This is a genomic window from Glutamicibacter creatinolyticus, from assembly GCF_006094275.1.
Classification (GTDB): domain Bacteria; phylum Actinomycetota; class Actinomycetes; order Actinomycetales; family Micrococcaceae; genus Glutamicibacter; species Glutamicibacter creatinolyticus.
Genome location: NZ_CP034412.1, coordinates 934482 through 954530, shown reverse-complemented (window position 1 = coordinate 954530; position 20049 = coordinate 934482). Strand labels below are relative to the sequence as shown.

Sequence of the window (20049 nt, the reverse complement as noted above, 5' to 3'; positions counted from 1 at the left end):
TCCTCTTGCCGCCATTGATGTTGCGGCGTTCTCCACCCTTTAGCGTACCGAAGCGACGCGAGAGCGGGATCACATTTTTTGGTTACACAATGAACAATATCTACTCTGCTTACGCAAACGTGACGCGCGGCACCGCGGGCCATAGTGTCTAAAGCACTCGCCCAACAATGAAGGTAGTGAGGCACGATCCCGATGAGAACTTTCAGATCCCTGCGCAAGGTGGCCACTGTTGCCGCCGCCGCGGCACTGGCACTGACCGCCACCGGCTGCGGTGTCACCTCCGAGAACTCGTCCGAAGGCCAGTCGGCGGACAGTGGCCCGGTGGCCGGACTGCGCATCATGGTTCCCAACACCGCCGGCGGCGGTTATGACACCACCGCCCGCGTGGCCGCCAAGGTCATGGATGAGGCGGACATTGCTTCGAACCCCGAGGTCTTCAATCTGGCCGGTGCCGGGGGCACCGTGGGGCTGGCCCGCCTGGTCAATGAAAAGGGCACCGGGGACCTGTCAATGCTGATGGGTCTGGGCGTGGTGGGCGCCAGCTACACCAACGAATCCGATGCGAAGCTGACCGAAACCACCCCGATTGCCAAGCTCATCGAGGAGCCGGGAGCGATCATGGTCTCCAAGGACTCCCCGTACAAGACCATCGACGATTTGGTTCAGGCCTGGAAGAAGGATCCGGGCAAGCTTTCGGTCGGCGGCGGCTCCTCGCCGGGCGGCCCGGACCACCTGCTGCCGATGCAGCTGGCCCAGGCCGTGGGCATTGACCCGAAGAAGGTGAACTTCGTTTCCTACGACGGCGGCGGGGATCTGCTGCCGGCCATCCTGGGCAACAAGCTGGCGTTCGCCGCCTCCGGTGCCGGTGAATACATGCAGCAGATCGAAGAGGGCTCGGTGCGCGTCCTGGCCACCAGCGGCGAAGAGCGCCTGGAGGGCGTGGATGCCCCGACACTCAAGGAGTCCGGCATCGACCTGGTCTTCTCCAACTGGCGCGGCATTGTCGCCCCGCCGGAGATCTCGGACGCCGACAAGCAGAAGTGGATTGGCGTCGTCACCAAGATGCACGACTCCGAGCAGTGGAAGGAAGCACTGGAGACCAACGGCTGGAGCGATGCGTTCATGACCGGTGAGGACTTCTCCAGCTTCCTGAGCGAACAGGATGAGCGCGTGGCCAACGTGCTCAAGGCCCTGGGGCTGGCGTGAGCGAAGTAGCCACAACCAGGAAGAAGCGCGTCGAACTGCTGTTCGCCGCGTTTCTTCTCTTGGTGGGAATCCTGGTGTTCGTTGACGCGTCGCAGCTTCATGTGACGTACTCCCAGGCCGACGTGGTCGGGCCCAAGGCCCTGCCCTACGTGGTCTCGGTGATTCTGGTCCTCTCCGCCGTGGCGCTGGCCATCACCGTATGGCGCGGCAACCTCGCCCAGGGCGAGGAAGGCGAAGACGTGGACCTGAGCCAGCCCTCGGACTGGAAAACCCTGCTGCCGCTGATCGGAGTGTTCGTGGTGAACATCCTGCTGATCAACTGGGCCGGCTGGGTCATCTCCGGCACGCTGCTGTTCTTCGGTTCGGCTCTGTGCCTGGGTGCCCGACGCTATGTCCTGACCCTGGTCATCTCCCTGGTCATGGCGCTGGGTTCCTTCTATGGTTTCTACCTCGGTCTGGGCATCAAGCTGCCGGCCGGGATCCTGTCGGGGGTGTTGTAGGTGGATACGCTCAGCCTCCTGATGGACGGCTTCGCCGCCGCCCTGACCCCCATCAACCTGCTGTTCGCGTTCGCCGGGGTCATCCTGGGCACCGCGGTCGGTGTACTTCCGGGCATCGGTCCGGCCATGGCGGTGGCGCTGCTGCTGCCGGTCACCTACGGGATGGAGACCTCCAGTGCGCTGATCATGTTCGCCGGCATCTACTACGGCGGCATGTACGGCGGTTCAACCACCTCCATCCTGCTCAACACCCCCGGTGAATCCGCAACGGTGATCACCGCCATCGAGGGGCACAAGATGGCCAAGGCCGGCCGTGCCGCCCAGGCGCTGGCCACCGCAGCCATCGGCTCCTTCGTGGCCGGAACCATCGGCACCGCCCTGCTGGTGACGGTGGCCCCCTTCGTGGTGAAGTTCGCGGTGAGCCTGGGCGCCCCCAGCTACTTCGCGATCATGGTGCTGGCACTGATTACCGTGACCGCGGTCCTGGGTTCCTCCAAGATCCGAGGTTTTGCCTCCCTGGGCCTCGGCCTGGCCATCGGTTTGGTGGGCATGGACCCGGTCTCCGGGCAGAGCAGGCTCACCTTCGGCTTCGCGCCGCTGGTGGACGGGTTGGACATTGTGGTGGTGGCCGTCGCGATCTTCGCGATTGGCGAGGCCCTGTGGATTGCCGCGCACCTGCGCCGCACCCCCACCCGCACCATTCCGGTCGGCGCCCCGTGGATGGGCAAGGAAGACTGGAAGCGGTCCTGGAAGCCGTGGCTGCGCGGCACCGCGTACGGCTTCCCCTTTGGCGCCCTGCCCGCCGGCGGCGCCGAGGTGCCAACCTTCCTGTCCTACGTGACCGAGAAAAAGCTGTCCAAGCACCCCGAGGAGTTTGGCCACGGCGCCATCGAGGGCGTGGCGGGCCCGGAGGCGGCGAACAATGCCTCGGCTGCCGGCACCCTCACCCCGATGCTCGCCCTGGGCCTGCCGACCAACGCCACCGCCGCGGTCATGCTCGCCTTCCTGGTCATGAAGGGCATCCAGCCCGGTCCGCTGCTGTTTGAAAATGAGCCGGCACTGGTGTGGGCGCTGATTGCGAGCCTGTTCATCGGCAACACCCTGTTGGTGCTGATCAACCTGCCGCTGGCCCCGGTTTGGGCGAAGCTGCTGCAGATCCCCCGCCCCTACCTGTATGCCGGGATCCTGTTCTTCGCCACGCTGGGCGCGTTCTCGGTAAACATGCAGACCGCGGACCTGTGGCTGCTGTTGGTCATCGGGCTGCTCGGCTTCGCACTGCGCCGCTTCGGACTGCCGGTGTTGCCGCTGATCCTAGGTGTCATCATCGGGCCGATGGCCGAGGAACAACTGCGCAAAACCTTCCAGCTCAGTGCCGGTGAAGTTTCCGGGCTGTGGAGCGAGCCGGTGGCGGTGGCGATCTACATCATCATTGCCATCCTGTTGCTCCTGCCGGTCATCTTCATGGCAATCCGCCGTTCCCGCGGCGGCTCCTCCGAACTGGCCCAAGGGCTGGCCGGGGGCGGCAACCTCACCGAGGATGAGCTCTCGCCCCTGGACCACCAGCACCTGAAGGGCGGAAGCCATGTGGCCGAACAGAGCCGGCCGCATGGGGAAGATACCAGGAAGGATCACTCATGAGCATCGTGGTCGGATACATCCCTTCCCCGGAAGGAGAGGCGGCACTGCAGCGGGCCATCCTCGAAGCCGAGCGTTCCCAAAGCCGGCTCACCGTCGTCAACGCGTCCAAGGGTGATACCCCCATCGACAACCGGCTGATTGATGCCAAGCAGCATCATGAGCTGGAAGAACGCCTCGCCGCGTCGGGAGTGGACTTCTGGATCGAGCGCTCGCCGGTGGGCTCCGACCCGGCGGACAAGATCCTGGGCGTGGCCCGTGCCCAGCGGGCCGAACTCATTGTCATCGGCATGCGCAAGCGCTCGCCCGTGGGCAAGTACATCATGGGAAGCACCGCGCAGCGGATCCTGTTGCAGGCCGAATGCCCGGTGCTCTCCCTGAAGGCCGAGTACGCCTGGTAGCCAAGGCACCGATTCACCGCCCCAACACAAAACTGCCCTGCGGCAACTGGTTCTCCAGTTGCCGCAGGGCAGTTGCAGTTCCGGCTGAAGGTCCAGGACCTACTGCTGGTACGGGTTGGTCGGGGCTGCCGGTCCGCTTCCGGGCTGGGGCGTGTTCGGCATCTGCGGGTTGGTCGGAGCCGACGGGCCCGCCGGGGACTGCGGCCCGGCCGGGAACTGCGGATCAGTGCCCGGGGCGTGGCCGCCAGCCAGACGCACCAGTTCCGCGGTGTTCTCCGCGGTGCGAATCGCGGCCAGCAGCGATTCAAGGCTGGCGCGGGCCAGGACCAGGTAGAGCAGGACGAAGAGCGGTCCGAGGATCAACAGCGTGAAGATGCCGAAGCCGGTGCTGGCCTGGAAGCTGGTGAACACGGCCACGAGGTAACCGATACCCAGCATCACCATGATCAGGATGTAGACGATCTTGATGATGGTCGGGGTGACGAAGCGGCGGAAGTCGAGATCGAAAAGCGCCTTCATGTTTCTCTCACTTTCTTGGGGGCTAGTGACACACGAGACGTTACCCGATCTTGTGGACAAAAAGGTAGCAGCATGACGTGGAGTGTTTTTGATACACACAAGTTAGACAGACCTCGTTGCCGCGGCGCCCCTGCACGGTCACGGCTCCCCCACGAGGATGACTCCTTGGAAAAGCGCAAAACCCGGTATTCACCAGGGAAAGACCATCCCACCGGTGAATACCGGGCTGCACAGCCACGAACCAGGCCGAAAACGTTCACGGCACGCCAGCGCGAAGCGGAGCTGGCGCTCTGGCGCTCCTTCGGTCAGCAGCGCTGCCCAAGCGCCCAGGCTAGGTCCGCGTGCGGAACATTGGGGCAGGACTTTATGACGCGTCCAGGGCTACCCGGACCTGGTGCACCAGCTCAGCGCTGGTGGCATCGATGTGCCCGCTGCCGCCGCCGGGACCGGCCGCTCCCCCGTTGACGCTGTGCCGGGCGGAGAGGTGGACCCCATCCAAATGGCGCAATCTGGGAATGTCGCCAATGCGTACTCCCCCGCCAGCCTGGATCTGCACGCGCCCTTCTGCCAATTGGTGAAGCTGGGTCAACGTGTCCACGCCGTCGATGGAACGCGTCGCTCCCCCGGAGGTCAGTACCCGGGTGGCGCCGAGCTCGACGAGATCCCGGATGATCCGCTGCGGTTCGATGCCGCGCTCCAGCAAGACGTCCACACAGCGGTGCACGGTGATTTCGGCATCCGGGTTCACGCTGCGTGCGGCGGTGGCCAGCTGGCCGAGCACCGGCAGGTCCAAGGCGCTCTCTGCACCGTCCAGTGCTCCGATCACCACGCCCTGCGCGCCAAGCTCCATGCTGCAGACGATGTCCGCGACCATTGCCTCAACCTCGGTGACATCGTAGACGTATCCGCCGGGCCTGGGACGGATCAGCACGTGAACCGGCAGGCCCACCTCGATGGTGGTGCGCAGGATCCCCACCGAGGGGGTCAGCCCTCCAGTGGACAGTGCCGAGCACAGCTCCACCCGCTCGGCCCCCTCACTGCGGGCAATGCGGGCACCGGCAGCGTCCTGGACCGCGATTTCCAGTACGGGCATGGCTAGGCTCCGTGCGGGCGGGCTGCGAACAGCTGGGCGCCAAGGTCCGGGTCTTCCATGTCCTGGTCGAACGGGAACATGGGACGCTCGATCTTTCGGTGGCCCAGGCGCAGCAGGTCCTGGTCCACGCCGCCGGGGGTCAGCGCGAGCATCCATCCTTCAGCCAGGTCGAACAGTTCCGGTTCCAGGTAGCCGATCTTGACCACGACTAGGTCAAAGTCGGTGGCCTGCAGCCCGGCGGCGGCGAAGTCGGAACGGGTGTGGTAGGGCTTGCGCCGTTCGGTGATGATGGCGTGCACCCCACCGACCCGCACCACGGCGACCCGCCCACTGGTGGCATCCCCGTCGGTGAGGCTGTGCACGACGCCGCTGAGCTCTGCGGGACCGGAATGCACGTGGTCCACCCGCGCCCCGGCCTCCAGGCTGATCTCGGCACCCAGTCCGGCCTCGAAGCACGCGGCCACGGCCGGGGCATCAAAGACCGAGGCGACCACGACGCGCGGGGAATCCTGCCCGATGAGCCGTTCATCGGCCAGCAGTTCGCGCAGCGTCCAGGTCACGTCCCCGGATCCGCCGGCGGTCGGGTTGTCCCCGGAATCGGAGATCACGTAGGGGCGCGGCGCGTCTTCGGCCAGCGCGGCGGCCAGGCATTCCTCCAGGGAGGCGGCCGGGGCCACGAACTTGAAGTCCGCGCGGGCCTGCCAGTAGCGCTTGCCCAGCTCGGTGGCCTGCTGCCCGATCAGTTCGGCGTCATCACCGGTGACCACCACGGTGGCGTAGCAGCGCGGTTCATCGGCCCAGGCGTAGCCCACCCAAATCGAGGCGTCGGTGACCCCGTCCAGGGCTTCAATGCCCGGGATGGCGGCATAGATGCCCTTGGCCGGTTCCAGCCGGGTGGAGGTCTTCTCCCCGGGCAGCAGCACCGGGATCCGCACGAACGCCTTGTGCGGTGCCCCGGCACCGGATTGCAGCCGATCCACCAGGTTGCGCAGGGCGCGCTGCTTCGTTTCCTGCTCATCCTCGTGCGGAGCCATGCGGTAGCAGGTGATCAGGTCGCACTGCTCAACCAGATCGGCGGTGACGTTGCCGTGCAGGTCCATGGTGGCCGAAACCAGGCAGCGCGGTGCACCGGCCTTCTGGCTTTCCTCATCCAGGGCGCTGCGCACGGCGCGGGCCAGGTCCGCCTCCGCGTCCTGGCGCCCCAGCACGGTCATGGCGCCATGGATGTCAAAGAAGAAACCATCGAACGGGCCGTGCTCGTGGATCATGGCGATCAGATCGCGCTTGAGCGTCTCATAGACTTCGGGCTCAACCATGCCTCCGGGCAGGGAGCGGGCGTGGACCAGCGGGATGGCGGTGAACGCGGCGTCCAGGGCGGCGTCATAGTTCTCGTGCTCAGGCTGCAGGAAACTGTACCGGCCCATCAGCGCGTCATCGCGGGTGAAGTTGAAGGCCTCGAATCCCGAACGGTGCGGGGAGAAGTTCGAGGCTTCAATCGACATGCCGCCGAAGCCGATTTTCAGTGCTGCAGGGGTTGGGTTCACGAGACGGTTTCCTTTCATGGAGGGTCGTGGCGCCTGAGCGCCGCCCACCGGCTAGGCCGGCGGGTCTGAAAATTCTGCGGGGAGGCTGGGCTGGCTCAGCAACTCGATCAAGGCGATCTCCGCGGCGCCAATCAGCCCGGCGTGTGCCCCGGCCATTGCCGCTTCCACGCGCAGCCCGGAGGTGGCCATGGGCAGGCAGCGTTCATAAAGCTGGGAGCGCACCGCAGCCACGTAGACGCTGGCGCTGGACAGGGTGCCGGTGAGGTAGACGTCCCCGGGATTGAAGAAGTTCACTACGGTGCTCAGCGCGAGCCCGAGTTGCCGGCCGGCCTCGCGCACCACTCCATTGGCGGCCGGGTGCCCGTCACGCACCAGCTGGATCACGTCGTGGATGTCATCGACGTGGGTGCCCACCGCGGCCAGGTCGCGCACGATGGCCGCGCCGGAGGCAATGGTTTCCAGGCAGCCGCGGTTGCCGCAGGAGCACAACCGGTCCCCGGCGGCCTCGACCTTGGTGTGCGTGATGTCCCCGGCGGCGTAGGAGGAGCCGCGGAAGAGTTCGCCGTTGGCCATGATGCCCGAGCCGATGCCGGATCCGGCGATCAGCGTGATCGAGTTGGCGGCGGCGTCATCACCCCGGGTCAGGTACTCCCCCAGCGCCGCGAGGTTCGCATCGTTGTCCATGTTCACCGGTATGCCCATTTTTTGCCGGGCCATCTCGGCCACCGGCTGGTTGTGCCAGCCGGGCATGCGCGAGGGCGAGACGACGACGCCTCGCTCCACATCCACCGGTCCGGGCAGACACAGGCCCACCGCCAGCAGCTGTCCGCCATCCTCGGCCGCCACCTGCCTCAGCGCAGCCCAGAGAGTTTCCAAGGTGGCATCCACGCCCTGGCCGACATCGATCCGCACCTCGCGGATGGACAGGATTTTGCGGGACATGTCCGCCACCCCAACCCGCGCGTGGCGCGAACCCATGGAGATCACCCCAAGGCGTCCGGACTGGTAACGCAAGGTCAGCAGCTTGCCGGGGCGTCCGCCGCGGGAGAGCGCAGCACCGCCTTCAACGATGAGCCCGGCCTCGGTCAGTTCATTGACTTTTGCCGAGATCGTGGAGGGGGCCAGTTCAAACTCGCGGGCCAGGGCCGAGCGGGTGACTGGTTCAACAGCGATGCGATGGATGATGTCCGCCGCCAGGTTTCCAGAAGCCATGAACACATCCTCTCATTGGGCTCATACGACGCTTTCTATTACCAAGATTCGCAAAACTTTTTTCGATTCAGGTGCAAGTCTTAGCTCTCGTGACCTATACTACACATAGTTTGATCATAAGTATCAATACTTTGTTCGATGTTGAATAAAGGTTGGCGGCGGATCGTCAGCCACTCACACCGTTAGCGAGGAACTCATGGCTTTCGACCAGAGACGCATGAAAAAGTCCGTCACCGCCGGCCTGGCAGCGCTGGCGCTGCTGCTCACCGGTTGCGGCGGGGCAAACAGCAACACCAACTCCGCCACCGACGGCGACAGCGATGCCGCGGCCAAGACCGTGCCGGCCGGCGTGGACACCAACACCGTGAACTACGCCCTGCCGCCGAACGCCACGCCAAACTGGATCCTGCCGATCGGCGTGGCCGGCAAGATGGCCACCCACAACTCCTCCATCCACCAGGCCCTGTGGTCCCCGATGTTCACCTTCGACGGCTCCAAGGGCGAAATGGCCATGGACACCGAAACCGGCATCGCCGACAAGGTGGAATACTCCGAGGACGGCAAGCAGGTCACCTTCCACATGCGTGACATGCACTGGTCCGACGGAGAACCGATCACCACCCGTGACGTGGAATTCTGGTTCAACCTGATCAAGGCGAACAAGGAACAGTGGGGCGGGTACAAGGAAGGCCGTCTGCCGGACAACATCACCGACGTGGAGTACACCGACGAGAAGACCTTCACCGTCACCTTCGACAAGGTCTACAACCAGGACTGGCTGAACTCCGGCCAGCTGGCTTCCGTGCGCCCGCTGCCGCACCATGCCTGGGCCAAGACCAGCCAGGACGGCAAGGTCGGGGACGCGGACCGCACCGAGAAGGGCGCCAAGGAGATCTTCAAGTTCCTGATGAAGGAATCGGAGAACATCTCGGACTACGTGGACAACCCGCTGTGGAAGGTGGTCTCCGGCCCGTTCACCCTCGGCGGCTTTGACAACTCCGGCAAGGTCACGCTGGAGAAGAACGAAAACTACGACGGCAAGGACGCCGCCCAGGTCCAGACCGTGAACCTGCTGCCGTTCACCTCCGCCGATGCCGAAGTGAACCTGCTGCGCTCCAAGGGCATTGACTACGGCTACATTCCCACCTCACTGCTGAACCAGCAGCAGCAGTTCCAGGCGAACAACTACAACATGGACCCCTGGGAAGGGTGGGCCATCACCTACATGCCCTACAACTTCAACAACCCGAAGATGGGCGATGTCTTCAAGCAGCTCTACGTGCGCCAGGCGCTGCAGTCCTCGGTGGACCAGAGCACCATCTCCGAAAAGGTCTGGATGGGCGGGGCCAACCCGGTCTATGGCCCGGTGCCGCAGGACATCGAGTCCCACTACCTTTCCGACACCCAGAAGAACAACCCCTACCCGTACGACATCGAAAAGGCCAAGCAGCTGTTCGCCGACCACGGCTGGAAGGCCGGCAGCGACGGCATCCTGGTCTGCGAGTCGGCCGGCGCCGGGGACTCGGACTGCGGCGAGGGCATCAAGGAAGGCACCAAGATGGAGCTGACCATGATGGTGCAAAACGGTTCGGAGGAGGCGGACAAGCAGTTCGCCGCCATCCAGTCCTCCTTCCGTGAGGCCGGGGTCGCGGTGAGCTTCGATCGCGCGCCGCTGAACTCGGTGCTCAACCGCACCGTGCCGTGTGAGGCCGACTCCTCGGACTGCAACTGGCAGTTCTCCTACTTCGGTGCCGCCGGCTCCTGGTACTTCCCGGCCTACCCGACCGGGGAGCGCATCTTCGCCACCGGCGCCTCGGTGAACTTCGGCAACTACTCCAACCCCAAGGCCGATGAGCTGATGACCAAGGCGCTGGAGAGCAACGACCCGCAGATCATGCAGGACTACTCGGCGCTGCTGGCCGAGGACCTGCCGGTGATGTGGCTGCCCAACCCGGTCTACCAGGTCTCGGTGATCCGCGACGGCATGACCGGCACCACCCAGGACCCGACCGGGAACTTCTTCCCGCAGCGCTGGGGCTGGAACAAGTAATACCTGCGGTGTGTCCGTGGCCCGGCGCCGCTGCGCGGGGCCGGGCCACGGGCAGGCACACAACTTTTGAAAGGACTATCACCGATGACGACTACCGCCGTCCGGGATAATTCGAATATCCGCCTCTTCGGGCTGTTCATGATCAAACGCCTGGTGCAGGCCGCGGTGGTGATCGCCATTGTGTCGGTCATCGTCTTCCTGCTGCTGCAGGCACTGCCCGGGGGCCCGGCCCGCGGCATTCTGGGCCAGGCGGCCACGCCCGCCCAGATCGAGGCCTTCAACCATGAGATGGGCTTCGACCTGCCGCTGATCCAGCAGTACTTCAACTACGTCAGCCAGTGGCTGACCGGGGACCTGGGCCGCTCGTTCGTGATGAACGAGGACGTCTCCTCGCTGATCGCCCAGCGCCTGCCCAAGACCCTGATCCTGGCGATCGCCGCCGTGGGCGGGGCCCTGCTGGTCTCCATCCCGCTGGGGATGGCCCAGGCGCTGCGCCGCAACAAGCCCTTTGACTACATCATCACCGGCATCAACTTCGTGGTCTACTCCACCCCCAGCTTCTTTCTGGGCCTGCTGCTGATCATGTTCTTCGCCCAGCTGCTGGGCATCCTTCCGGCCAGCGCCCCGCAGGGCAACACCGTGGGCGAAATCCTGGCCCAGCCCAAGGAAATGGTGCTGCCGGTGCTCACCAGCGGGCTGGCCGGGGTGGCCACCTTCTCCCGCTACATGCGCTCCTCCACCATTGACAACCTGCACGAGGACTACGTGCGCACCGCCCGGGCCAAGGGCACCGCGATGAAGCGGGTCGTGGCCCGCCACGTGCTGCGCAACTCGCTGACCCCGGTGGTGACCATGCTCGGCTACTACCTGCCGGTGATGTTCGGCGGGGCGCTGGTGGTGGAGCAGCTGTTCAACTACCCGGGCATGGGCCTGCTGTTCTGGAATGCGGCACAGACCACCGACTTCCCGGTGCTGCTGGGCTGCATCCTGGTGATCTCCCTGGCCACCGTGATCGGCTCGCTGCTGGCCGACATCACCCAGTTCATCCTCGATCCGCGTTCCCGTGGAGGCGTCAAATGAGTGAGACAACCAAGAACCCGACGGCCCCGGCCACCCCGGCGCGCAGCGCCGAGGCGGCGATGAGCCCGACCAGGCGCGCGGTGCGCCAGTTCTTCTCCAACAAGCTCGCGGTGCTGGGCACCGCCATCCTGGTGGCCCTGGTGCTCTTCAGCTTCCTGGGACCACTGTTGTACCCCACCGAACAGGTCTCCACGAACCTGATGGCCTCCAACCTCACCCCCGGGGAGCAGGGGCACGTGCTGGGCACCGACGGGCTGGGCTATGACGTGCTCGGCCGGCTGATGGTCGCCGGGCAGACCTCCATCCTGGTGGGCCTTGCCGCCGGCGTGCTGGCCACCGTGATCGGCACCCTGTGGGGTTCAATCGCCGGCTACGCCGGGGGCTGGGTGGACGCGGTGATGATGCGCATCGTGGATGCGGGCATCGCGGTGCCCGGCATCTTCCTGCTGCTGGTGATCTCCGCGATCGTGCGCCCCAGTGAGTCCATGATGGTGCTGATCATCGGCCTGGTCTCCTGGCTGGTGCCCGCGCGCCTGACCCGTGCCGAGGCCCTGAGCCTGAAGACCCGGGACTATGTGCTGGCCGTGAAGGCCACCGGCGGCAGCAACACCCGCGCCGTGGTGCGCCACATCATCCCGAACACCATCGGCACCGTCGTGGTCAACGCGACCTTCCAGGTGGCCGACGCGATCCTGCTGATCGCCTACATCTCCTTCCTGGGCATGGGCCTGCAGCCACCGGCCACCGACTGGGGCGCGATGCTCAGCGAGGGCATCTCCTCGGTCTACTCCGGGGCCTGGTGGCTGATCTTCCCGGCGGGCATCGCCATTGTTCTTGTAGTTTGTGCGTTCAACTTCATCGGTGATGGGTTGCGCGACATGTTTGATGTGCGAGGTCAGCAGTGAACCAGAACCCTACCCCCGAATCCACCCGGCGGGCGCGCCGCGCGGCCGAGCCGGCCGAAGTGGCGCTGCAGGTGTCGGACCTGGAAGTGGACTTCGTGACCAAGAACCGCACCGTCAACGCGGTGCGCGGGGTCAGCTTCGAGGTCAACCGCGGCGAGGTGCTGGCGGTGGTCGGTGAATCCGGCTCCGGCAAGACCATCACCTCCCTGGCGGCGCTGGGCCTGCTGCCCAGCACCGCCCGCACCCGCGGTTCCCTGCAGGTCGCCGGGCACCAGGTGCTGGGCAGCCCGGACTCGATGATGGACACGTTGCGCGGCAACGTGGTCTCCATGGTCTTCCAGGAGCCGATGACCGCCCTGAACCCGTCCATGAAAATCGGTGCGCAGATCGCCGAGGCGATCCTGAACCACACCGAGGCCAGCAAGGCCCAGGCCCACGAGCGGGCGGTGAGCCTGCTGGAGAAGGTCGGCATCCCCGACCCGGCCGGCAAGGCCCGCAACTATCCACACCAGCTCTCTGGCGGCCAGCGCCAACGCGTGGTCATCGCCATCGCCCTGGCCTGCAACCCGGCGGTGATCATCGCCGACGAGCCGACCACGGCACTGGATGTGACGGTGCAGGCCGAGATCCTGGAGCTGCTGCGCCAGCTGGTGCGCGAAACCAACACCGCCCTGGTGCTGATCACCCACAACATGGGGGTCGTGGCCGACCTGGCCGACCGGGTGGTGGTGATGAAGTCCGGGCTCGTGGTGGAAAGCGGACCGGCGTTCGAGGTATTGCGCACCCCCACCGATCCCTACACCCAGGCGCTGCTGGCCGCGGTGCCCAAGCTGCCGCAGATGCAGCTTGAGCAGCGGGAAGTCCACGCCCAGACCGTACCCGACGCCCAGGAGGCAGCACGCCGTGCGGCCGGGGAGGAAATCCTGGTGATGGGCGAGGTCTGCGTGGACTTCACCTCCGGCACCCGCAAGATCCGGGCGGTGGACCACGCCGAGCTGGTGATCCACCAGAACCAGATCGTCGGGCTGGTGGGCGAGTCCGGTTCGGGCAAGTCCACCCTGGGCCGGGTCCCGCTCGGGCTGGTGCCGTTGAGCTCCGGCAGGGTGGAACTGTTCGGCAAGGACATCTCCGGCCTGTCCCGCCGGGCGCTGCGCCGGCTGCGCTCCCGGCTGGGCATCATCTTCCAGGACCCGGGCGGCTCCCTGGACCCGCGCATGACCCTGGGCGATTCGATTGCCGAGCCGATGATCATGCACCGCAAGGAGCTGGCCGACCCCGGCCGCGGCTTCCGCGAGCGCCGGGTCGCCGAACTGATTGACGCGGTCCGCCTGCCCAAGGACACGGCGCTGCGCTACCCGCATGAGCTCTCCGGTGGGCAGCGCCAGCGCATCGGCCTGGCCCGGGCGCTGGCCCTGGCCCCGAAGCTGCTGATCGCCGACGAGCCGACCAGCGCCCTGGACGTCTCGGTGCAGGACGAGGTGCTCACCCTGCTGCTGGAGCTGCAGCAGGAGCACGGCTTCGGCTGCCTGTTCATCAGCCACGACCTGGCGGTGGTGCATTCGGTGTGCGACTCGGTCAGCGTGATGCGCCAGGGCCAGGTCCTGGAGTCCGGTCCGGCGGCCCGGGTGCTCACCGACCCGCAGCAGGACTACACCCGGCAGCTGCTGGCCTCGGTCCCCTCCCCGGATCCAGAAGCCCAGGCGCTGCGCCGCCAGGCCCGCCGGGAACTGCTCGCACTTGGAAGTGAAGGGAAATAGTTGAAGGCACGACTAGGAATAGACATCGGCGGCACCGGGATCTCGGCGGTGATGCTGGATCCGGCCGGTCAGGTGCTGGCCAAGTGTGCCACCCCCTCCCCGGCCTCCGAGGGCGGGGACGCCATGGTGCAGGCCGTGCGCCGGGTCAGTGTCGAGGCAATCGCCCAGTCCGGGGCCACCCCGATCAGCGCCGGGGTCGGTGCCGCCGGGGTGATTGACGCGCACGGCGTGGTCAGGGTGGCCAGCGACTCGTTTAGCGGCTGGCAGGGCTACCACCTGGGGGCCAACCTGCAGCGGGCGCTGTCCATGCCGGTGAGCATCGGCAACGACGTGGCCGCATTCGTGCTGGCCGAACAGTTCTACGGGGCCGGGTACGGGCACCCCAACTTCTTCGGCATCACGCTGGGCACCGGGGTCGGCGGCGGACTGGTGCTCGGCGGGCGGCTGTTCACCGGGGAGCACGGCGCGGCCGCGGAAATCGGGCACATTCCCGGCTTCGGCGAGCGCCTGTGCACCTGTGGCCGGCTCGGCCACTTGGAGACCCTGGCCTCGGGCCGCTCGGTGGCGGCACGCTACTACGAGATGACCGGTTCTCCGCTGACCGCCCAGCAGGTGGCCCAGGCCGCCCGGCAGGGCGATGGCGCGGCGCAGCATATTTTCCAGGAGGCCGGCGAGGGGCTGGCCCAGGCGGCCCTGGTGGTTTCAGGGCTGCTGGATCTGTCCGCCTTCGTGATCGGTGGCGGGCTGGCCCGTTCCTGGGATCTGCTGGAACCGGTTATCGGCGCCACGCTGGAGGAGATCCCGCCCATTTCCGGGCATCCGGTGCAGATCCTGCCCAGCGAGTTGGGCAGTGAGGCGGTCGCCATCGGCGCGGCCCTGTTCCCGGCGCAGGCCGAGAGCGTGGCCGCCTAGCAAGCGGCAGCATGTCAGTGGCGGCGACTCCTCCCTCATCGGGACGCAGTCGCCGCCACTTTCGTGTTCCGGCGGGTTTGCCTACACCGGGCTGGTGAGCTTCCAGCCGTACCCGGCCGGGTCGGTAAAGCCGGCATGCCACTGGCCGTCCTGCTGGTGCGGTTCCAGAACGTTCCCGGCTCCCGCGGCTCGTGCCGTATCCAGCAGTGCCTGCAGTGCGTTGCGGGACGCCGCATGATGGCAGAGGGTCAGGGCACCGTCATGGCCCGTGCCCTCGTCGTTGACCCCGACGTCCTTGGCCAGCCCCTTGCGCGGCAGCAGCCCCAGCCGGAAACCGCCCTCGGTGAGCTGGAAGTCAATGAACTTGTCCCCGTAATCGTGGCGGGTAAGCATTCCCAGCTGCTGGTAGAAGGTGGCGGTCTGCTGGGGCTGCTCAACCCCCAACAGGACCAGCAGCTCATTCGGCTTGGGCGAGGCCTGCCCGGTGGCGGAGTTCTTCTTGGTGGCCGCGGAGACTTTCCAGATCGCTCCCTGCGGGGCGTGGAAGGAGGCGGAGTAGTCCCCGAAGAACTGTTTCTTGGCCGGTTTGATCATCCGTGCCCCCTGCTGGTTCGCCGCGCCCAGCAGCTGGTCCACATCAGTGGGCTGCTGGAGAATGACACCGAGGACATACCCGTCAAAGGCCGGGCTTGCCGGGGGTGTTCCCTCCCCCGGGACAATGTGCAGCTGACCCTTACCGTGGATATTCAGCGGTGTATCGGCGGCATCAGTGGCATTGGCGTCATTGAGCGCGAAGGCTTGGCGGTAAAAGGAGTGGCTGGCGACAGGGTCGGAGGATCTGAGCCGAACCATATCCAGGCGAAGCGGCATTTTGGTTCCTTGTCGAAGTTCGGCGGCTTTCGGTGACGCTGGGGCGCCTACGCCTGGTTGATGCGGATGAGGTTGCCTGCCGGATCACGGAAGGCGCAGTCCCGCACCCCATAATCCTGATCCATGGGCTCCTGAACCACGTCGGCGCCCGCGGCCTCGAGCCGTGAAAACAGCCCATCAAGGTCATCGCTGGAAAGGGTCAGCGCCGTATAGGCGCCCTTGGCGATCAGCTGCAGGATGGTGGCGCGTTCTTCCTCGTTGATACCCGGGTCCACTGCCGGCGGATGCAGCACGATGGAGGTTTCCGGCTGGCCCACCGGACCAACCGTAATCCAGCGCATGTCCTGGTATCCGACATCCTTGCGAACCTCGAATCCCAGGGCATCGCGGTAGAACCCCAGGGCGGCTTCGCCGTCGGTGTGCGGCAGAAATGCGTAGTTGATTTTGATGTCCATGCCTAAAAGCTACCAGCGCTATTTCGCGGCGGCTTCTTGATTCCTGACCGGTCTGGTGACCTGCCGTGACTGGCAGGGAGGGATCCCCGGGCTGCTGGGCGAATGCTCATGCCGGTACACGCTGGGCGCGACTCCTACCAGCTCGGTGAAGCGGGTGCTAAATGTCCCCAATGAGGAAAAGCCCACCATGAAGCAGGCGTCGGTGACGCTGACATCTCCGCGGCGCAGCAGGGTCATCGCACGTTCGATTCGCCGGGTCATCAAATACGAGTATGGGGAGTCCCCATAGATGCGCCGGAACTCCCGGCTCAGGTGGCCGCTGGAGATATGCGCGTCGCGCGCCAACGCCTCAAGGTTCAGTGGCTGGGCATACTCCCGGTCGATCCGGTCGCGTACCCGGCGGATCAGCACGATGCTTTGGAGTTTGTGCCCTTCGGCTTTCGAGGCGCCCATGCCGCTATTCTTTCACGTCCTGTTGAAGGGGTTTCGGTGACAAGGCAGCGTCTAGAGCGTGAGGCGCTGAATGATGACCGGAAGCATCATCAGGAAGGAAAACAGCGATATCGCCGCAACCGTGTACCCGATAAAAAGTGCGGAGCGGGCCAGCAGCGCTCCCCTGCCCGGGGTGGTCTTCAGCTGGTGCAGGGCCACGTGGCCTGCACCGACGGCGAAGATCGCCACGGTTGCCAGGTCGAAGAACCAAAGGGCGAAAACGCTTAGAAGTGCGATGACGAATGCAAAAACAGAAATCTTGTTCAACGGCTGCGACCGGATGGATTCGGTGGTTTGTACTGCGCTCATCGCATTGACCTCCACAGTCATCGTCAACTTTGAGCGTACCCCACACAGGAGCAGCGCCAGATTGCCGTACGCAACATAAGGTAGGAAACAGTACCCCGCCGCAGTCCAAGAAACCGGGCAGGAATTTCAAAGTCGAAGGCTCATTCCGGTTCTGCATTGCCCTATGCGCAGGGGCCGGCCGGTTTGCGCGCTTCGAGCCGTCTGCTGACGGTTGCCAGGTTTATGCGGTGGCGGTGGCCCCAGGCCTGCCCATTGTCAGGCCAAGAGAAATCCATGCGAGAACCGGAACAGCAGCGATGACAGCGGTGGCGCCAAAGGGAAGTATCGAGTTCGAGGTCAGAACAAACGCGGTGCCCATGACGGAGAAAGTACTGGCCATAATCCCTAGGACAGGGACGACAAGTTGAGCATCCCGCCCGGATTCCGACGTGGCCGCAATCCCCACGGCCAGCATCGCCGCCGCTGCTAACAGGGGGACGATGGTCAGTCCGTTCGCTCCGGTAAAGATCGAACCGGTCGCCAAGCAGGCCGCAACGAAGACCTTGAGACGAGAAGACATTCCGAACATTGCAGTTTCCGGCATGGATTCAACCCTTCGTTACTGGCTGGAGCCTGCCGTGCAGGAAAACCACGCTCCAGCCGTGGAGGTACGTGCCAACCACGATAACCAGCTTGGCTCGCTTTAGCGAACGCTGAGCGTCGGCCCGATGCTTTCCTCTGCTGTCCCCGCGGCCGGGTGGAAGTTAGCTCTGTGCCTCAGCCCTGCTAGTCGAAGAAATCCTCGTCCACTTCAACGACGTCGTATGTCTGCTTTACTTGAACACCGACCCGGTACTTAATCATCAAGGAAACCAGTCTCTTCCCGTCTATCAGGATGACCCGCGACTGGATCCCGGATGCGTAGTCACGAGCGTGCTGGGTAAATGTGCTGGTGGTGATGAAGACTCCGCGGCTCGCGCCAAATCCGTGCAGTGCACCGATGAATGCCTGGATTGTTTCGCGCCCGACGCTGTTGCCTTCCTTGTACCGCTTTGCCTGGACGTAGATTCGTTCCAGGCCCAAGGCGTCCTGGTCAATGACGCCAGCGACTCCCCCGTCACCGGTACCGCCTATACGTCGCCCACGCTGCTCGGCCCCTCCATAGCCCATGGCCAGCAACAGCTTGACGACGGCCTCTTCAAAGAAATCGGGGTGGCTGTCGCGTAAGCGCGTCAGCAGGTGTTCCCCCACATCTTTGGCGATTCTGTTAATCCCGAATTCGATCTGTTCGATGGGATCATCCACTACCTGTACCAAGACGGCTTCATCCTTGGGCAGCGCCGTTTTCTTTCCCTGGGGCCAAAATGGTTCGAAGATCTTGTTGGCTTCCGAGAGTGAGTCCAATCCATTGGGATGCTCTGCTGCCCATCTGCGGCCGGCTTCGGTAATCCGGTAGTTGCCACGCGTTGGCCGTTCTATCCATCCGGCCTTGGTCAGGTGGCTGAAGGCCCAGCCCAGTCGCTGTTCGGCACGCAAACCACCGGAGTTGAGGGTCTCTTCTCGGGCAGATTTTGAGAGGCCAGCTGCTTCAATGGATCGGTGAATCAGATCCCGGCGGTGCACGATACTTCCATCTTCGAGTACCGTCAGCACAGGCAAAATGAACTTCGGCCAGACCGGCACCTCGGATTGTCCTTGTTCTGGGACTGGTTCGCTCATTGCTTGTCCTTGGGATCCGCAGGGGTGAGGTTCTACATTCTGGTCATGTCACAGGTGGGATCACAAGAAGGCGCAGCTAACAACATACATTCCACAACACAGTTGCCTCTACCGTACTTTGCCAAGTCATCAAGGATACAGAAATCCCCGACACCGCAATGAGCTCATCCGACTTTCGTCGACTTGCCCACGGCAGCGCCGGGGATTTCAAATTTGCGAGGGGGTACTACTTACGCAGACCCAGACGCTCGATCAGCGAGCGGTAGCGCTCGATGTTGGTGTTCTTCAGGTAGCCGAGCATACGACGACGACGACCGACCAGAGCCATCAGACCACGGCGGGTGTGGTGATCGTGCTTGTGCTGCTTCAGGTGCTCGGTCAGGTCCGAGATCCGGCGCGACATCACAGCGATCTGCACCTCAGGCGAACCGGTGTCGCCTTCGTGGGTGGCGTAAGCCTTGATGATTTCCTGCTTGACTGCGGCATCCAGTGCCATACAAACTCCTAGAGTTGGACCGCGCTTACAAGGTAGTGCTCCGGGTTTTGACTCCCAGTGCGAAGCCTACGCAACCGCGGACTGCAGCGTAGGCCAGCGTTAATGCTATCACCGACCCCGGCGTTTTCGCGCCCTCCAGGCATGGGTGAGATATGGCACGTCAACCCGTTCGGCGGCGTCATGGCCAAGGTGCTCGTACCAGTACCAACGCAGGTTGGACTCAACCTTGTTTCTGGTTGCTTCGTTCGCGCGGCGGTAGTAGCTGCGCGAACGGGTCAGTTCAATGACCTCCTGAAGCGTTAGTGCCATGGACCAGTGCCAGATCCCTGATTCAGGGGCCGCGAACTGGGGCCCGAAGGGCGGAATGAGTTCCGGTCGGTGAACGTCCCCGGCATGCATGATCCGGGTCAGCCGGTGCACCCAGGGCACCGAGACATCCAGCTGGTTCCACAGCAACACCAGCCTGCCCTCTTCGCGCAGCAGCCGGGCTGCCTCGGCGCTGGCCTGCTCGGGATCAACCCAGTGCCAGGCTTGGGCGTAGCTGACCACGTCCACGCTGGACTCGGCAAGCCCGGTCTGCTCCCCCGGCGCGAGGACGGTATGCGCACAGTGCAAACGGGAATTGAGAACTTCGAGCATGTCCTGGGAAGGATCAACGGCCCACACCTCGACACCCCGCGAGGCCAGCTGTTCGGTAAAGATCCCCGAGCCGCACCCGATGTCGGCCACCTGTTTGACCGGCCCCTCCAGGGTGAAGTCCAGTGCGGCCTGCGGGTACGGGGGTCGGATCCGGTCATAGCTCTTGGCGCCATGCTGGTAGGCGGCGGCCATCGCGGCCCGCTTCTGCTCCGGCAGGATGAAGGCGCGCTGCGGCAGCGAGGGAATCTCAGCCATAATCCGTCAAAGCCCGTGCCC

The 20049-nt window shown here is 64.8% G+C and carries 21 protein-coding genes; 9 read left to right on the top strand and 12 right to left on the bottom strand.

Translation table 11 applies throughout. The annotated features are described in order from the left end of the window. Nucleotides 1-192: 192 nt before the first annotated feature. From GcLGCM259_RS04395 to GcLGCM259_RS04380, 4 genes are read left to right on the top strand one after another with little or no spacing between them, the layout of a single operon-like run. Nucleotides 193-1206 (top strand): Bug family tripartite tricarboxylate transporter substrate binding protein, encoded by a 1014-nt coding sequence (locus tag GcLGCM259_RS04395; RefSeq protein ID WP_138925891.1) that lies wholly within the window; start codon nt 193-195, stop codon nt 1204-1206. Further along, complete coding sequence (locus GcLGCM259_RS04390; RefSeq protein WP_138173266.1) at nt 1203-1706, top strand: tripartite tricarboxylate transporter TctB family protein; 504 nt, start codon at nt 1203-1205, stop codon at nt 1704-1706. The genes GcLGCM259_RS04395 and GcLGCM259_RS04390 overlap by 4 nt, the downstream gene beginning before the upstream one ends. Further along, nucleotides 1707-3344 (top strand): tripartite tricarboxylate transporter permease, encoded by a 1638-nt coding sequence (locus tag GcLGCM259_RS04385; RefSeq protein ID WP_246049768.1) that lies wholly within the window; start codon nt 1707-1709, stop codon nt 3342-3344. Continuing rightward, nucleotides 3341-3742 (top strand): universal stress protein, encoded by a 402-nt coding sequence (locus tag GcLGCM259_RS04380; protein ID WP_138925890.1) that lies wholly within the window; start codon nt 3341-3343, stop codon nt 3740-3742. The genes GcLGCM259_RS04385 and GcLGCM259_RS04380 overlap by 4 nt, the downstream gene beginning before the upstream one ends. Before the next feature lie 99 nt (nt 3743-3841). On the opposite strand, the gene GcLGCM259_RS04375 is transcribed toward GcLGCM259_RS04380, so the two are convergent. From GcLGCM259_RS04375 to GcLGCM259_RS04360, 4 genes are all read right to left on the bottom strand, one after another. Next, a complete protein-coding gene (locus tag GcLGCM259_RS04375) occupies nt 3842-4261 on the bottom strand; it encodes a DUF4282 domain-containing protein (RefSeq protein WP_138925889.1) in 420 nt (139 codons plus the stop codon). Nucleotides 4262-4625: 364 nt separating this feature from the next. Beyond that, complete coding sequence (locus GcLGCM259_RS04370; protein WP_138925888.1) at nt 4626-5354, bottom strand: copper homeostasis protein CutC; 729 nt, start codon at nt 5352-5354, stop codon at nt 4626-4628. Nucleotides 5355-5356: 2 nt separating this feature from the next. Further along, on the bottom strand, nt 5357-6898 hold the full coding sequence (locus GcLGCM259_RS04365; protein WP_281283956.1) for a M81 family metallopeptidase: 1542 nt from the start codon (nt 6896-6898) through the stop codon (nt 5357-5359). Nucleotides 6899-6949: 51 nt separating this feature from the next. After that, nucleotides 6950-8110 carry an ROK family transcriptional regulator gene (locus tag GcLGCM259_RS04360; protein WP_138925886.1) on the bottom strand — a complete coding sequence of 387 codons (1161 nt, stop codon included), beginning with the start codon at nt 8108-8110 and terminating at the stop codon, nt 6950-6952. Nucleotides 8111-8306: 196 nt separating this feature from the next. On the opposite strand from GcLGCM259_RS04360, the gene GcLGCM259_RS04355 reads away from it, so the two are divergent. The 5 genes from GcLGCM259_RS04355 to GcLGCM259_RS04335 all read left to right on the top strand — a co-directional run bounded on the left by GcLGCM259_RS04355 (nt 8307) and on the right by GcLGCM259_RS04335 (nt 14814). Next, complete coding sequence (locus tag GcLGCM259_RS04355; protein ID WP_138925885.1) at nt 8307-10160, top strand: peptide ABC transporter substrate-binding protein; 1854 nt, start codon at nt 8307-8309, stop codon at nt 10158-10160. 84 nt (nt 10161-10244) lie between these two features. Then, nucleotides 10245-11240, top strand: a complete 996-nt coding sequence (locus tag GcLGCM259_RS04350; RefSeq protein WP_138173280.1) for an ABC transporter permease — start codon at nt 10245-10247, stop codon at nt 11238-11240. Beyond that, entirely contained in the window at nt 11237-12145 is a 909-nt protein-coding gene (locus GcLGCM259_RS04345) for an ABC transporter permease (protein ID WP_138925884.1), read from the top strand. The genes GcLGCM259_RS04350 and GcLGCM259_RS04345 overlap by 4 nt, the downstream gene beginning before the upstream one ends. Further along, nucleotides 12142-13902, top strand: a complete 1761-nt coding sequence (locus GcLGCM259_RS04340) for a dipeptide ABC transporter ATP-binding protein (protein ID WP_175419323.1) — start codon at nt 12142-12144, stop codon at nt 13900-13902. The genes GcLGCM259_RS04345 and GcLGCM259_RS04340 overlap by 4 nt, the downstream gene beginning before the upstream one ends. Then, entirely contained in the window at nt 13903-14814 is a 912-nt protein-coding gene (locus tag GcLGCM259_RS04335; protein ID WP_217496552.1) for an ROK family protein, read from the top strand. It abuts the gene before it with no gap. A gap of 81 nt (nt 14815-14895) precedes the next feature. On the opposite strand, the gene GcLGCM259_RS04330 is transcribed toward GcLGCM259_RS04335, so the two are convergent. The 8 genes from GcLGCM259_RS04330 to GcLGCM259_RS04295 all read right to left on the bottom strand — a co-directional run bounded on the left by GcLGCM259_RS04330 (nt 14896) and on the right by GcLGCM259_RS04295 (nt 20028). Then, the gene (locus tag GcLGCM259_RS04330) at nt 14896-15684 is read right to left on the bottom strand and encodes a VOC family protein (RefSeq protein WP_138925883.1); all 789 of its coding nucleotides are present in this window, start codon (nt 15682-15684) and stop codon (nt 14896-14898) included. A gap of 47 nt (nt 15685-15731) precedes the next feature. Beyond that, entirely contained in the window at nt 15732-16139 is a 408-nt protein-coding gene (locus GcLGCM259_RS04325) for a VOC family protein (RefSeq protein ID WP_138173286.1), read from the bottom strand. An 18-nt stretch (nt 16140-16157) separates the two neighbouring features. Then, nucleotides 16158-16592 (bottom strand): helix-turn-helix transcriptional regulator, encoded by a 435-nt coding sequence (locus GcLGCM259_RS04320; protein ID WP_138925882.1) that lies wholly within the window; start codon nt 16590-16592, stop codon nt 16158-16160. A 51-nt stretch (nt 16593-16643) separates the two neighbouring features. Continuing rightward, a complete protein-coding gene (locus GcLGCM259_RS04315; protein ID WP_175419322.1) occupies nt 16644-16940 on the bottom strand; it encodes a hypothetical protein in 297 nt (98 codons plus the stop codon). A 220-nt stretch (nt 16941-17160) separates the two neighbouring features. Continuing rightward, nucleotides 17161-17523 (bottom strand): hypothetical protein, encoded by a 363-nt coding sequence (locus GcLGCM259_RS04310; protein ID WP_246049765.1) that lies wholly within the window; start codon nt 17521-17523, stop codon nt 17161-17163. A gap of 182 nt (nt 17524-17705) precedes the next feature. Beyond that, complete coding sequence (locus tag GcLGCM259_RS04305; RefSeq protein ID WP_138925880.1) at nt 17706-18638, bottom strand: restriction endonuclease; 933 nt, start codon at nt 18636-18638, stop codon at nt 17706-17708. A 226-nt stretch (nt 18639-18864) separates the two neighbouring features. Further along, nucleotides 18865-19134 (bottom strand): 30S ribosomal protein S15, encoded by a 270-nt coding sequence (rpsO, locus tag GcLGCM259_RS04300; protein WP_054820746.1) that lies wholly within the window; start codon nt 19132-19134, stop codon nt 18865-18867. Between the two features lie 108 nt (nt 19135-19242). Beyond that, entirely contained in the window at nt 19243-20028 is a 786-nt protein-coding gene (locus GcLGCM259_RS04295; protein WP_138925879.1) for a class I SAM-dependent methyltransferase, read from the bottom strand. Between the last annotated feature and the right edge of the window lie 21 nt (nt 20029-20049).

Bases quoted from the DNA above. Each gene is read 5' to 3' on its own strand.
- GcLGCM259_RS04395 (WP_138925891.1), top strand. From the start codon at position 193: ATGAGAACTTTCAGATCCCTGCGCAAGGTGGCCACTGTTGCCGCCGCC.
- GcLGCM259_RS04380 (WP_138925890.1), top strand. From the start codon at position 3,341: ATGAGCATCGTGGTCGGATACATCCCTTCCCCGGAAGGAGAGGCGGCA.
- GcLGCM259_RS04375 (WP_138925889.1), bottom strand. From the start codon at position 4,261: ATGAAGGCGCTTTTCGATCTCGACTTCCGCCGCTTCGTCACCCCGACC.
- GcLGCM259_RS04370 (WP_138925888.1), bottom strand. From the start codon at position 5,354: ATGCCCGTACTGGAAATCGCGGTCCAGGACGCTGCCGGTGCCCGCATT.
- GcLGCM259_RS04360 (WP_138925886.1), bottom strand. From the start codon at position 8,110: ATGGCTTCTGGAAACCTGGCGGCGGACATCATCCATCGCATCGCTGTT.
- GcLGCM259_RS04355 (WP_138925885.1), top strand. From the start codon at position 8,307: ATGGCTTTCGACCAGAGACGCATGAAAAAGTCCGTCACCGCCGGCCTG.
- GcLGCM259_RS04350 (WP_138173280.1), top strand. From the start codon at position 10,245: ATGACGACTACCGCCGTCCGGGATAATTCGAATATCCGCCTCTTCGGG.
- GcLGCM259_RS04345 (WP_138925884.1), top strand. From the start codon at position 11,237: ATGAGTGAGACAACCAAGAACCCGACGGCCCCGGCCACCCCGGCGCGC.
- GcLGCM259_RS04330 (WP_138925883.1), bottom strand. From the start codon at position 15,684: ATGCCGCTTCGCCTGGATATGGTTCGGCTCAGATCCTCCGACCCTGTC.
- GcLGCM259_RS04325 (WP_138173286.1), bottom strand. From the start codon at position 16,139: ATGGACATCAAAATCAACTACGCATTTCTGCCGCACACCGACGGCGAA.
- GcLGCM259_RS04320 (WP_138925882.1), bottom strand. From the start codon at position 16,592: ATGGGCGCCTCGAAAGCCGAAGGGCACAAACTCCAAAGCATCGTGCTG.
- GcLGCM259_RS04315 (WP_175419322.1), bottom strand. From the start codon at position 16,940: ATGAGCGCAGTACAAACCACCGAATCCATCCGGTCGCAGCCGTTGAAC.
- GcLGCM259_RS04310 (WP_246049765.1), bottom strand. From the start codon at position 17,523: ATGCCGGAAACTGCAATGTTCGGAATGTCTTCTCGTCTCAAGGTCTTC.
- GcLGCM259_RS04305 (WP_138925880.1), bottom strand. From the start codon at position 18,638: ATGAGCGAACCAGTCCCAGAACAAGGACAATCCGAGGTGCCGGTCTGG.
- rpsO (WP_054820746.1), bottom strand. From the start codon at position 19,134: ATGGCACTGGATGCCGCAGTCAAGCAGGAAATCATCAAGGCTTACGCC.
- GcLGCM259_RS04295 (WP_138925879.1), bottom strand. From the start codon at position 20,028: ATGGCTGAGATTCCCTCGCTGCCGCAGCGCGCCTTCATCCTGCCGGAG.